Consider the following 12843-nt stretch of genomic DNA (forward strand, 5'->3'; position numbering starts at 1 on the left):
TGAGCAGTCGTCACACGAGACGGAAGGTCGGCATGACCAGCACCACCGAGCACCCCGCGTCCAGCACCGTCGCCGGAGCGCGCACCACGCAGGCGACCGCGTCCGTCGCCGCGATCCTGGCCGAGTCCGCGAGCCGCTACCCCGACGACGTCGCCGTCATCGTGGGCGACCGCCGCACCACCTACGCCGAGCTGTGGGCTGAGACGCTCGGCTACGCCGGTGCGCTCCGTGCCCGCGGGGTCGCCGAGGGCGACCGCGTCGCCATGCTCGTCCCGAACGTCGCCGACTTCGCCCGCGTCTACTACGCCACGCTCGCGCTCGGCGCGGTCGTCGTCCCCGTGCACGCACTGCTCAAGCGGAAGGAGATCGAGTACGTGCTCCGCGACAGCGGCGCGCGACTGCTGGTCTGCGCCGCCCCGCTCCTCGGCGAGGGCGCCGCCGGCGCCGACCTCGCCGGTGTCGACGTGGTCACCGTGCTCGCACCGGCGGACTCCGCGGACGGCCACGACCGACTGGAGGCACTGGCCGGGTCGAGCGAGCCCCTCACCACGTACGTGCCCCGGGACCCGTTCGACACGGCCACGATCCTGTACACGAGCGGCACGACCGGGCGCCCCAAGGGCGCCGAGGGATCGCACTTCGCGCTCCTCGAGCAGGTCAACACGAACCTGATGAGCACGTTCGACATGCACCGCGGCGACGTCCTGCTCGGTGCGCTCCCGCTGTTCCACACCTTCGGGCAGACCTGCACCATGAACACCGGCTTCCGCACCGGCGCGACGATCGTGATGCTGCCGAAGTTCGACGGCGACGCCGCACTCGCAGCCATGGTCGAGCACGGCTGCGAGATCTTCATGGGCGTCCCCACGATGTACATGGCGCTCCTCGACGCGGCGACCCGCAGCGAGGGTCGCCCGGCCCTGCGCTACGCGATCTCCGGGGGCGCGTCGCTCCCGCTCGCCGTGCTCGAGAAGTTCCAGCAGGTGTACGACGCGCCGATCCACGAGGGCTACGGCCTGACCGAGACCTCGCCCGTCGCGTCCTTCAACCACGTCGGCACCGCGCCGCACCCCGGGACGATCGGGACGCCGATCTGGGGCGTCGACATCGAGATCGCCGACCCCGAGGTCACCGACGCCGTCCGGTTCCTGCCGAACGGCGAGATCGGCGAGCTCGTGATCCGCGGGCACAACCTGATGAACGGGTACCTGAACCGCCCCGAGGACACCGCCGCCGTGATGGTGGACGGATGGTTCCGCACCGGAGACCTCGGCACGAAGGGCGACGACGGGTACCTGACGATCGTCGACCGCACCAAGGACATGATCATCCGGAACGGCTACAACGTGTACCCGCGGCAGGTCGAGGAGGTCCTCGCGTCGCACCCCGACGTGACCATGGCCGCCGTGTTCGGGATCCCGCACGAGGTGCACGGGCAGGAGGTCGCCGCGGCCGTGGTCCTGCGCGACGGGGCGACCGTCACGCCGGAGGAGCTCATCCACTTCGTCGCTGACGAGATCGCCGTCTACAAGTACCCGCGGGTCGTACACGTCCTCGAAGCGCTGCCGCTCGGGCCGAGCGGGAAGGTGCTCAAGCGGGAGCTCGTCGACCGGTTCGGGGACGCCTGACGGATCGGCAGCGCCGACCGGTGCCGGTAGGATCGACGGCAGGGGCCTTTAGCTCAGCTGGTAGAGCGCCACGTTTACACCGTGGATGTCGTCGGTTCGATCCCGGCAGGGCCCACTGGTGCGCGACCGGCGCCGGCCGAGTCTCGGGCGGTGCGACGAGTCTCGTACCCGGGCACGCGGAACTCGTCGCCGGGGCCGAGACTCGGTGCGGGAACCGGCCGATCGGTGGGCGGCGATGCGGGACACCGATCCGTCCGCGTCCTGCGCTCCGCCTCGGGCGCCATCCGGTTCCCGAACGTAGTTAGGCAAACTAACCTCGAGGCGTCATGCTGGTGACGAGCGCTCCCCGGCGCACCAGTGAGGCGGCCCGACATGGAACCGACGACGATCCCCGCGATCCACGTCGCACCCCGCGACCTGCCACGGCTGCGTCTGGTCGCCGCGGGTGCCACAGCGCTCGGGCTCGCCCTGGCCACCGCTGCCGCCTCGGTCCTCGTCGTCGTCCTGGTGCCGGCGTGACCGGACACGAGCACGCCGAGGACCCCCGGACGCAGGCCGTCGAGTGGCACCGCCGCGGGATGAGCCACCCGGACGAGATCGCGGCGATGGTGCTCCGCCGGGTCGGTGAGGACGTCCCGCGGGAGCCGACCTACGGCGACTTCTTCGTCGCGCCCTGAACGCAGCGCGCCCGACGCACGGCGCGCCCGACGCGCAGCACGCGCGCCGCGCGGACCGGATCGATCGCTAGGCGCTCTAGCGAATTCGCCTAGGGTGGCACGGTGCCCTCACAGCAGCCCGGACCGAACGACCACGACCACCAGCGGTTCGTGGACGAGTTCGTCAACTCGCTCGCCCCGGTCGAGGCCCTCGAGGACGACCGACCGGTGGACGCGGAGCCCGGTCAGCCGAAGCGCTGAACCCGTCGGAGCGTCTCGGACGGTCGCTCCCCGAACGACTCCGCGTAGAACGCGGCGAACCGGCCCAGGTGCGCGAACCCCCACGCGCCCGCCGTGGCCGCGACCGTCGTGGACGTCGGGTCGCCGGCCACCAGCTGCGCCCGCACCCGGTGCAGCCGGACCTGGCGGAGGAACGCCATCGGTGTGGTGTCGGCGTGCCGTTGGAAGGTCGCCTGCAGGGCGCGGGCCTTGACCCCGGCAGCGCGGACCACGTCGGTCCCGGTGATCGGACGGTGTGCGTTCGCGATCATCCACTCCTGTGCGAACCGCATCGTCGCCGGGCCCTCGAACAGGGCGACGTCGACCGTCGGGGCGGCGTCGTACGCGTCGACGACCGACTCGGCGACGAGCATGTTGAGGGCCGCACGGCGGTCCCGGTCGGTGCCGGGGTCGAGGAGCTCCGGCGCGGCGGCACGGATGAGGCCACGGAGGTGTTCGAGGTGCGCGGCGTCCGTCGTGCTGGTGAACGTCAGGGGGCCGGGCACGGTGGCGCGACGGGCCGCGGCGACGGACTCGAGGAAGCCGCTGTCGAACCGGATGAGGTGCTGCGTGGTGGGGAGCGCCTCGAACGCGAAGTCGCGTCCGACCGGGTACATCACCGGGACGCCGGGCTGCATCTGCAGGGGATCGCGGGACGCCGAGTCGAGCGTCAGCCCGGGAGCCGTCGCCCAGGCGAGCACGTACCCGGTGCCCTGCCCGACCGTGCCCCAGCGGTTCGCGCCCACGGACGAGGTGCCGACCGTGACCTCGTCGTCGCCGACGGCTCGGTAGCGCCAGGAGAACCCGTCGGGCACCGCGCGCCCGACGTTGATGTCCGGGCTGTCGTAGACGCGCTCGTAGAACGCGACCGCCTCGTCGATGGAGGTACTGCGGCGGTCGACGTCGTGCGGGAGCGCGGCATCGGTGGGCATGCCCTCCACATTCTGCCGGTCTCCACCGACGGTCGATGCCCCACACCGGGGGCGAGTGCGGACGGTGGATGGTGACCGGCTGACGGACGGGAGGCGCGGTGCCGGCTGGCACCGCGCCTCCCGTCCGTCACGCGGTCGCGCCACGTGCCCGGCTCGCGCCGCGTCGAGGGCTCACGCCGCCATCGGTCCGTACCGGCGGTGCCCCTTGACGTCGTACCGGTCGAGCATCATGACCTTGTCCCACGCCGCGACGAAGTCGCGGACGAACCGCTCGTGCCCGTCGCTGCCCGCGTAGGCGTCGACGATCGAGCGCAGCTGCGCGTTCGAGCCGAAGAGCAGGTCGGCGCGGGACGCCGTCCAGCGCTCCTCGCCGGTGCCCTGCACCGTGCCGGTGAACGTCGTCTCGGTGTCGTCGGTCTTCGTCCACACCAGGTCGGTGTCCGTCAGGTTCACGAAGAAGTCCGTCGTGAGCGCCCCGACCCGGTCGGTCAGGACACCGGTCGACGAGCCGTCCCAGTTCGCCCCGAGGACGCGGAGCCCGCCCGTCAGGACCGTCCACTCGGGTGCGGTGAGCGTCATGAGGTTCGCGCGGTCGAGGAAGACGGCCTCCGGTGCGACCCCGGGGGCGAAGTCCGCGAAGCGTTCCGAGACGTGGTTGCGGAACCCGTCGGCGACCGGGCGGAGCCACTCGAACATCTCGACGTCGGTCTGCTCCTGCGTCGCGTCCACCCGGCCCGGGGTGAAGGGCACGGTGACCTCGACGCCGGCGGCGCGTGCGGCGTCCTCGACACCGACGCAGCCGGCGAGGACGACGAGGTCGGCGAGGGACACGTGGCCACCGCCGCGGGCGAAGTCGGCCTGGACGCCGCGGAGCGCCTCGACGACGGGGACGGTCCGGCGGTTCACCGGCCAGTCCTTCTGCGGCGCGAGGGCGATCCGGCCGCCGTTCGCACCGCCGCGCTTGTCGCTGTCGCGGTAGGTCGACGCGGCGGAGTACGCGGTGACGACGAGGTCCGAGGCGGAGATCCCGGTGTCGCGGACCGCCTGGCGGAGCGTGTCGAGGTCGGCCTCGCCGAGGGGCGCGCCCGTCGCGTCAGGGAGCGGGTCCTGCCAGAGCAGCTCGTCGGAGATCGTCGTCTCCGGGCCGAGGTAGCGGTGCTTCGGCCCCATGTCGCGGTGCGTCAGCTTGTACCAGGCCTTCGAGAACGCGGTCGTGAACAGGTCGAAGTCGGCGAGGAACCGCTCGCAGACCTCGCGGTAGGCCGGGTCGACCTTCAGCGCGAGGTCCGACGTCATCATCATGAGCGCGTGGGTCTCGCCGGGCACGTGGGCGTCCGGCGTGCGCGGGGCGTCCGCGTCGACGGGCGTCCACTGGAGGGCACCGGCGGGGCTGCGGGTCTGCTCCCACTCGTGGCCGAACAGGTTCTCGAGGTAGCTGTTGTCCCAGCGGGTGGGGTCCTGCGTCCAGCTGCCCTCGATGCCGTTCGTCGAGGTGTCCTTGCCGTTGCCGGCGCCCTGCGGGTTGTGCCAGCCGAGCCCCATCGACTCGATGGGTGCGAGTTCCGGCGACGGCCCGATCTTCGCCGCGGGCACCATGCCGTGGCTCTTGCCGAACGCGTGGCCACCGGCGATCAGGGCGACGGTCTCCTCGTCGTTCATCGCCATCCGCGTGAACGTGATCCGGATGTCCCGGGCGGAGCCGAGCGGGTCGCCGTTCGCGTACGGGCCCTCGGGGTTCACGTAGATGAGCGCCTGGTGCGACGCGGCCAGCGGGCTCTGCAGGTCGTAGTCGGCGTCGCCGTTCTGCCCGTGCCAGCGCTCGTCACGACTGACCATCTCGTCCATGCTCGTCACGGCGTGCGGGTCCCAGACCTCGGGGCCCCACCAGGTGCCGTCGTCCGGCTCCCACGCGTCGAGGCGTCCGCCGCCGAAGCCGTACGTCGGCAGACCCATCAGCTCGAGGGAGCAGTTGCCGGTCAGGACCATGAGGTCCGCCCAGGACAGGGCGTTGCCGTACTTGTGCTTGATCGGCTGGAGCAGGCGGCGGGACTTGTCGGTGTTGCCGTTGTCCCACCAGCTGCCGATCGGGGCGAACCGCTGCATCGCGGTCCCCGCGCCGCCGCGGCCGTCCGCGATGCGGTAGGTGCCGGCGGCGTGCCACGCCATCCGGATCATCTGCGGGCCGTAGTTGCCGTAGTCGGCGGGCCACCAGTCCACCGAGGTCGTGAGGAGGGTCTTGATGTCGCGCTTGAGTTCCTCGAGGTCGATCGTCGCGAAGGCCGCGGCGTAGTCGAAGTCGGGACCGAGCGGGTCGGCGTCCACACCGTTGCGGTGCAGGAGCTCGACGCGGAGGCGCTGGGGGTACCAGGCCTCCAGGGTCGGCGACTGCCCGAAGGAGCCGCCCAGGTGGTCGCCGCCGGCCGGCAGGGAGCCGGCCATGTGGAAGCTGCAGGTGTCGGTGCCGTCCGCGTCGCGGTGGTCCGCGCCGCCGTGCCCGGCGCCACGGTGGTCCGGGTCGCCGTTGCTGCTGGTCGTGCTGTTCTCGCTCAACGCTGCTCCTGTTCGATGCTGTCCGCGGAACGCGGGGGCCGGTGGTCACGCTTCGCTCCCCGCCTGGGAGGAGCACGGGAGGGGTGCGGTCGGAGGCTGTCAGCCCGTCCAGACCGCCCGGTCGTGCTGGGTGGCTGTCAGCCCTTCCAGACCGACACGGCGCCGGCGTGGCCGATCACGACGACCTCGATGATCGAGCCGATCCCGGCGGCGACGAGCAGCACCGGACCGACGACGCCGACGGCCCGCACGAGCCCGGTGTTCGTCACGCGCGGTGCGGCGAACCGGTGCCACCCCCACCACAGCGTCACGAGCACGAACACCGCGATCGACCACGGCAGCAGTCCGTCCGCGAGCTCGGTGTGCCGTTCGAGCAGGGCGGTCTCCTTCTCGCGGTGCTCGAGCCACTCGCCGGACGACGTCGCCAGGGGCACCGACACCAGGGCGACGAGCGCGATGATCGGCGCACCGACCGCGAGCCACCGTCGGGCGGCGGGCCACGCGGCGACCACGATGGCGCTCAGAGCGGCGACCGGGACCGAGACGGTGGTCAGGTGGACGAGGAGGGGGTGCAGCGGGACGCCGTCGAACTGCCAGTTCACGAGGGGGCCTTCCGGTTCGCGCGCCGGGCCGTCCGACGCCTCGCTCTCAGGCAACCGGCTGGGTCCGCCCACCGCCCGCCCGACGGGCCGATCAGCGCACTCCGCGATCACTCGAAACCACACACGAACGCGGGCCGCCGGACCTGGTTCACTCGGACCCATGAGCGAACCCGAGCCCCGCGCTGCAGAGCCGTCGGCCGCCGAGCCGCACCCCGGCGAGGCCCACACCGGTGACCTGTCCTCGCGGCTGAACTGGCTCCGCGCCGGTGTCCTCGGCGCGAACGACGGCATCGTGTCCACCGCGTCGATCGTCGTGGGCGTCGCCGGTGCGTCGACGTCCGTGCCGGCGATCGCCACCGCGGGCATCGCGGCCCTGGTCGGCGGTGCGGTGTCGATGGCCCTCGGCGAGTACGTCTCGGTGAGCAGCCAGTCCGACAGCCAGCGCGCGCTGATCGAGAAGGAGCGCCGGGAGCTCGCCGAGGACCCGGACGCCGAGCTCGAGGAACTCACGCGGCTGTGGCAGGACCGCGGGCTCCAGCGGGACACCGCCGAGCGCGTCGCCGCGGAGCTGACCGACCGGGACGCCCTGCGTGCACACCTGACGACGGAGCTCGGCATCGACGAGGACGAGGTCGTGAGCCCCTGGCACGCCGCCGGCGCCTCGGCCGTGGCGTTCTCGGTCGGGGCACTCCTGCCGCTCCTCGCGATCCTGCTGCCGCCCGACGCCGTCCGGGTCCCCGTCACCTTCGTCGTCGTGCTCCTCGCCCTCGCGCTCACCGGGGCGATCGGTGCGAAGATCGGCGGGGGGTCCGTGCCACGGGCGACCATCCGCGTCGTCGTCGGCGGGGCGCTCGCCCTGGCGGCCACGTTCCTGATCGGATCGCTCCTGGGGACGAGCGGCGTCGTCTGACGCCGGCGCCGACCGGCAGCGGCCGGCGGCACCGGCCGACGCCGCCAGCCGCCACCGCAGACGACGGACACCCGGGAGGGGACACACGATGGCGAAGATCCTGGTGGTCGAGGACGACCCCGAGATGGGCACCCTCGTCGAACGCGGCCTCACCGACGAGGGCCACGACGTCACCCTGGTCCGCGACGGCAACGCCGCCCTCGGCCAGGCGCTCGGCGAGGACTTCGACGCCGCCGCGATCGACGTCATGCTCCCCGAGATGAGCGGCTTCGAGGTCTGCCGACGACTCCGCGAGCTCGGCAAGGATCTGCCCGTCGTGCTCGTCACCGCCCGCGACGCCGTCGACGACCGCGTCTTCGGGCTCGACTCCGGTGCGGACGACTACCTCACCAAGCCGTTCGCCATCGCCGAGCTCAACGCCCGCCTCCGAGCCCACCTGCGCCGCCGCGCCGCCGGCACCCCCACCGTGGCGCAGGCCGGCACCGTCCGGCTCGACACCGTCGCCGTGCGTGCCACCGTGCGCGGCCGCGACCTGCCCCTCAGCGTCAAGGAGTTCTCCCTGCTCCGGTTCCTCATCCAGGGCAGCCCGGAACCCCGGAGCCGCTCGGCCGTGCTCGAGGAGGTCTGGGGGAGCTCCGAGCACTTCGACCCGACGATCGTCGACCAGTACGTCAGCTACGTCCGCAAGAAGCTCGCCGCCGCCGACGCGGACGTCGCCATCCGCACGGTGCGCGGTGTCGGCTACGCCCTGGACGTGCACCACCCGTGAGGCGCTGGCTCCTCCGCCGCAGCATCCGGACGCGCATCACCCTGGGCAGCGTCGCGGTCGGCCTCGTCGTCCTGTCCGCCGCCTCCGTCGCGCTGCACCACCAGGTCCGGACCGCCACCGAGGACACCGACCGCTCGCTCGCCGCGAGCGACCTCGCACCGTTCGTCCAGGACCTCCGGCAGAACCCGGACGAACTCCCCGACGAACCCACACGCGGCGTGCTGGTCGGCATCCGAGCCGACGGCCGCTGGGTGGTCGACACGCTCCCGCGGGGCGTCCGGGAGGCACTGCCCACCACCGCGGGCACGTCCGGTCCCACGGACGGCCGGCCCCAGGACGACGGGGACGGCGACCAGGACCGGGACGGCGGACGGGACGGCAGTGGAGACGAGGACGGGGACCGCGTGGCGACCCGCGAGGTCCGCGCCGACGGCCGCACGTACGTCGTCGCCGGGCAGCAGGTCGGTGACACGGTCGTCTGGGCGGCACGGGACACCCGCCCCGGGCAGGAGACCATCCGCCGAGTCGACCGCTCACTCGTCGTCGGCACCCTGCTCGCCGTCGCCGCGTTCGCCGGCACCGCCTGGGTCCTCACCGGGCTCGCCCTCCGTCCGGTCGCCCGGATGCGCCGCCGCGCCGAAGACCTCGGCGACGGGGGAGCGGACGGACACCTGCCCGTCGGACCCGCCGAGGACGAACTCGCCGCCCTCGCCCGGACCCTCAACCGCTTCGTCGACCGGCAGCACGAGAACGCCGCCCGGGAACGCCGCATGGTCTCCGATGCCGCCCACGAGCTCCGCACACCGCTCGCCGCCCTCACCGCGCGACTCGAGCTCGCCCACCGGCACAGCGGGGACGCGCCCGCCCTCGAGGGCGACCTGACCGCCGCCGAACGCGACGCCGCCCGACTGTCGGCGCTCGCCGCGTCGCTCCTCGAGCTCAGCCGGCTCGACGACGGGGCCGACGAGCACGTGACCTCGACGGCGGACGAGCTGGTCTCCGAGCTGATGGCGTCCGTCGACCGCGCCCGCGCCCTGCCCGAGGCGGTCACCACCGAGGTCGACTTCGTCACCGCGGTGCCGGACGGCGACGCCCGGTACGCCATCGGTCGGTCGGCGTTCGCCCGGGTGGTCGACAACCTCACCGCGAACGCCCTCGCCGCGGCGACGGGCGGCTCGGTGCAGGTCGACCTCGCGCAGCGCGACGACGAGCTCGTGCTCCGGGTGCTCGACGACGGACCCGGTGTGCCGGACGCGTTCCTGCCGCACGCCTTCGAGCGGTTCGCCCGGGCGGACGCGTCGCGGAACAGCGCCCTGGGCGGCAGCGGTCTCGGGCTCGCGCTCGTCCGGGGCACCGCCGAGCGCGCCGGCGGCTCGGCGACGCTGCGCAACCGGAAGACCGGCGGTGCCGAGGCCGAGGTGCGGCTGCCGCGGCGCTGACCAGGAGCTCCGACCCGCAGCCGTTCTCAGAGCACTCGAGATCTCGAACGAAGTCCGGGTCCCGTTCCGAGGTCCCTGCGAGGTCGCGCTCCGATGCTGTGAGGGACCCGAACCCCCGCTGGACAGGAGCGACCCGATGATCGACACCGCGCGGCCGACCACCCGCCGCACCCCGCTCGACCGGCCGCCGGCCCCCGAACCGCTGCCCGTCGCGGCCGAGCGCCGCCGTGCCGCCACCCGTCGACGCCTGCGCGGGGTCGACCTGCTGACCGTGCTGACCTGGCTGTCCGCAGCCGTGGCGGTCACGCTCTGGCTCGCGACCCCGGGGTCGCACACCGTCGCCGGCATCGGTGGCTGGCTCGAGGCCGGCGGGATCGTCGCGGGACTGATCGGGACCGACCTCGTGCTCGTCATGCTGGTCCTGGCCGCGCGGGTGCCGGTCATCGACCGCCTGATCGGGCAGGACGTGGCGATCGCGCACCACCGGGCGCTCGGCAAGCCGGTCCTGTACCTGCTGCTCGCGCACGGTGCACTGCTGACGCTCGGCTACGGCATCGGCGACGGTACGGGCCCGATCGCCGAGACCGTCGCGCTGTTCGGCTCGCAGGACATGCCGCTGGCCTACCTGTCGATCGGCCTGTTCGTCGTCGTGGTCGGCACCTCGATCGTCGCGGTCCGCCGTCGGCTGCCGTACGAGGCCTGGCACGTGATCCACCTGCTCAGCTACGCGGCGGTGCTCGTCGCGTTCCCGCACATGACCACCGGCAGCGTCCTCGGTGCGGGCAGCTGGCAGCGGGCCTACTGGATCGCGCTGTACGTCGCCGCGTTCGGACTCGTCGCCCTGTACCGGTTCGTGCTGCCCGTCGTCGTGACCTTCCGGCACCGCATCCGGGTGGTCGGCGTCGAACCGATCGCTCCGGGGGTCGTCTCCATCCACATGGCCGGCCGGGACCTCGACGCACTCGGCGCGCACGGCGGCCAGTACGGCGTCTGGCGCTTCTGGAGCCGGCAGACCTGGTGGCACGCCCACCCGGTGTCGTTCTCCGCGGTCCCGAGCCGGAACGGCGCCCGCATCACGGTGCGCGACCTCGGCGCGGGGTCCGCGCGGCTCGGCCGCATCCGCCCGGGCACGGCCGTCTCGCTCGAGGGGCCGTACGGGCTCTTCACGAAGCAGGCCCGGTCCGCGCCGAAGCTCGCGCTCGTGGCCTCGGGCATCGGCATCACCCCGATCCGCGCCCTGCTCGAGGACGCCGACCTGCGTCCGGGCGAGGCGACGGTGCTCCTCCGTGGCTCCGACAGCGACCAGCAGTACCTGTGGGAGGAGACCGCCGAGCTCGCCCGTCGCACCGGCAGTCGTGTGTACGGCATGGTCGGGCCGCGTGCCGGGTCGGCCGAGAGCTGGATGACCGAGGACGACCTGCGTCGCGGGGTGCACCTGCGGAGCGTGTTCCCCGACCTGCTCGACTCCGACCTGTACGTCTGCGGCCCGCAGGTCTGGACGGACCTCGTCGTGGCCGAGGCCCGCGCGGCCGGCGTCCCCGAGCACCGCATCCACCAGGAACGGTTCGCCTCGTGACCGCGGTGCGGACCCGCGGGGTCGTCATCGGCGCGCTGTCCTCCGTCGCGGTGCTCGCCATCGGGTGGCAGCTCGGCGGCCAGCCCGCCCAGGTCGCCGCATCGGGCACCACGGCCGGGACGAACGCCGGCACCACGAGCGGCACGGGAACCGCCGGGACCGGCGGGAGCGCCACGGCCGGCGGGAGCACCGGGACCGGCGGCACGACTGCGACCAGCCCGGCCACCACCGCCCCGTCCGCCGGCGGCAGCACGTCCGGTGGCAGCAGCGCGTCCGGCACGTTCACCGGCACCGCCGCCGCGACCCGCTACGGCCCCGTGCAGGTCCAGGTGACCGTCAGCGGAGGGAAGCTGACCGACGTCCAGGCCCTGCAGCTGACGAACCGGGACGGCCGGTCGGTGGCGATCAGCCAGCAGGCCGCGCCGATCCTCCGACAGGAGGCCCTGCAGGCGCAGTCCGCGACGATCCAGGCGGTCAGCGGCGCGACCTACACGAGCGAGGGCTACACGACCTCGCTGCAGTCCGCCCTCGACCAGGCGGGCCTGTGAGCCGCGTCGACGGTCCCGCGGCCGAGACCGCCGTGCGGACCTTCGAGACGATGGGCACGGTCGTCAGCCTCCGCGGCGCCGACACCCCGACCGCCCTGGCCGTCCGGGACGTCTTCGTCGCGTACGACCGGCGGTACAGCCTGTACGACCCGGACTCCGACCTCAGCCGCATCGCCGCCGGGACGCTCCGGCTCGCGGACGCGCCGCAGGAGGTGCGCGACACCTACGCGCTCGCCCTCGAATGGCGCGAGCGCACGCACGGTGCCTTCACCCCGCACCGGCCGGACCGCGTGCTCGACCTGTCCGGGGTCGTGAAGGCCCTCGCGATCCGCGACGCCGGTGCCGTCCTCGACGGCTCGTTGCGTCCGGCAGCCGATGCAGGTGGCAGGGCGGGGTCCGCCGCTTGGATGCTCGCGGCCGGCGGCGACGTGCTCGCGCGGGGGACCTGTGGGGACGATCCCTGGCAGGTCGGCATCGTCGACCCGCTCGACCGCGAGCGGGTCGTCGGCGTGGTCCCGCTCGGTGACGACCGTCGGGCGGTCGCGACCTCCGGCACGGCCGAGCGCGGCGAGCACGTCTGGCGCCGGGCCGACCCGGTGTTCCGGCAGGTCACCGTCGTCGCGCCGGACGTCGTCACCGCGGACGTCCTGGCCACCGCGGTCCTCGCGGGCGACGAGCAGGACCTCGCCGCGGTGACCGCCGACGGCTCGGTCGACGTCCTGGCCTTCGGGGTGGACGGCTGTGTGTGGGCGACCCCCGGCGCCTCCGCGTACGTCACCGGGGCCGAAGCCTGACCGACGGCGCTGCCCGAGAGGCTTCCGTCGCGGGCCCTGACCTGCCAGCATGGTGCCCACCGGACGACGACGTCCGCCCGACCCGGAGGGAACCACCCGTGTCCGTCACGCTCAACCCGTACATCGGCTTCCGCGACCAGGCCCGCGACGCCCTCGGTGT

At 73.4% G+C, this 12843-nt stretch carries 13 protein-coding genes and 1 tRNA gene; 11 read left to right on the forward strand and 3 right to left on the reverse strand.

The window, feature by feature from the left end; genetic code table 11:
• Positions 1-32: 32 nt before the first annotated feature.
• The 5 genes from FB462_RS08095 (at position 33) to FB462_RS17315 (ending at position 2545) form a co-directional block, all read left to right on the forward strand.
• Positions 33-1628, forward strand: a complete 1596-nt coding sequence (locus tag FB462_RS08095) for a long-chain-fatty-acid--CoA ligase (RefSeq protein ID WP_141861267.1) — start codon at positions 33-35, stop codon at positions 1626-1628.
• A gap of 42 nt (positions 1629-1670) precedes the next feature.
• Positions 1671-1743 (forward strand) — tRNA-Val (locus FB462_RS08100).
• A 257-nt stretch (positions 1744-2000) separates the two neighbouring features.
• Complete coding sequence (locus FB462_RS17305) at positions 2001-2147, forward strand: hypothetical protein (protein ID WP_167510049.1); 147 nt, start codon at positions 2001-2003, stop codon at positions 2145-2147.
• The gene (locus FB462_RS17310; RefSeq protein WP_167510050.1) at positions 2144-2305 is read left to right on the forward strand and encodes a hypothetical protein; all 162 of its coding nucleotides are present in this window, start codon (positions 2144-2146) and stop codon (positions 2303-2305) included. The genes FB462_RS17305 and FB462_RS17310 overlap by 4 nt, the downstream gene beginning before the upstream one ends.
• A 102-nt stretch (positions 2306-2407) precedes the next feature.
• The gene (locus FB462_RS17315; protein WP_167510051.1) at positions 2408-2545 is read left to right on the forward strand and encodes a hypothetical protein; all 138 of its coding nucleotides are present in this window, start codon (positions 2408-2410) and stop codon (positions 2543-2545) included.
• On the opposite strand, the gene FB462_RS08105 is transcribed toward FB462_RS17315, so the two are convergent.
• From FB462_RS08105 to FB462_RS08115, 3 genes are all read right to left on the reverse strand, one after another.
• Complete coding sequence (locus tag FB462_RS08105; protein ID WP_141861269.1) at positions 2530-3495, reverse strand: AraC family transcriptional regulator; 966 nt, start codon at positions 3493-3495, stop codon at positions 2530-2532. The genes FB462_RS17315 and FB462_RS08105 overlap by 16 nt on opposite strands.
• 171 nt (positions 3496-3666) lie before the next feature.
• Complete coding sequence (gene katG, locus FB462_RS08110) at positions 3667-5934, reverse strand: catalase/peroxidase HPI (protein ID WP_058741374.1); 2268 nt, start codon at positions 5932-5934, stop codon at positions 3667-3669.
• A gap of 248 nt (positions 5935-6182) precedes the next feature.
• Complete coding sequence (locus FB462_RS08115; protein ID WP_058741366.1) at positions 6183-6647, reverse strand: DUF2231 domain-containing protein; 465 nt, start codon at positions 6645-6647, stop codon at positions 6183-6185.
• 160 nt (positions 6648-6807) lie between these two features.
• Here FB462_RS08115 and FB462_RS08120 point away from each other — a divergent pair, with 160 nt between their 5' ends.
• The 6 genes from FB462_RS08120 (at position 6808) to FB462_RS08145 (ending at position 12683) form a co-directional block, all read left to right on the forward strand.
• On the forward strand, positions 6808-7557 hold the full coding sequence (locus FB462_RS08120) for a VIT1/CCC1 transporter family protein (RefSeq protein ID WP_141861271.1): 750 nt from the start codon (positions 6808-6810) through the stop codon (positions 7555-7557).
• A gap of 88 nt (positions 7558-7645) precedes the next feature.
• Positions 7646-8326 (forward strand): response regulator transcription factor, encoded by a 681-nt coding sequence (locus FB462_RS08125; RefSeq protein ID WP_141861273.1) that lies wholly within the window; start codon positions 7646-7648, stop codon positions 8324-8326.
• The gene (locus tag FB462_RS08130) at positions 8323-9765 is read left to right on the forward strand and encodes an ATP-binding protein (RefSeq protein ID WP_141861275.1); all 1443 of its coding nucleotides are present in this window, start codon (positions 8323-8325) and stop codon (positions 9763-9765) included. The genes FB462_RS08125 and FB462_RS08130 overlap by 4 nt, the downstream gene beginning before the upstream one ends.
• Before the next feature lie 136 nt (positions 9766-9901).
• Positions 9902-11341, forward strand: coding sequence for a ferredoxin reductase family protein (locus FB462_RS08135; RefSeq protein ID WP_141861278.1), 1440 nt, complete (start codon positions 9902-9904; stop codon positions 11339-11341).
• Positions 11338-11889, forward strand: a complete 552-nt coding sequence (locus tag FB462_RS08140; protein ID WP_308423682.1) for an FMN-binding protein — start codon at positions 11338-11340, stop codon at positions 11887-11889. Before FB462_RS08135 ends, FB462_RS08140 begins: the two co-directional genes overlap by 4 nt.
• Entirely contained in the window at positions 11886-12683 is a 798-nt protein-coding gene (locus FB462_RS08145; RefSeq protein WP_229666889.1) for an FAD:protein FMN transferase, read from the forward strand. Before FB462_RS08140 ends, FB462_RS08145 begins: the two co-directional genes overlap by 4 nt.
• The last annotated feature ends 160 nt before the right edge of the window (positions 12684-12843 follow it).

The organism is Curtobacterium citreum (assembly GCF_006715175.1).
Lineage (GTDB): Bacteria > Actinomycetota > Actinomycetes > Actinomycetales > Microbacteriaceae > Curtobacterium > Curtobacterium citreum.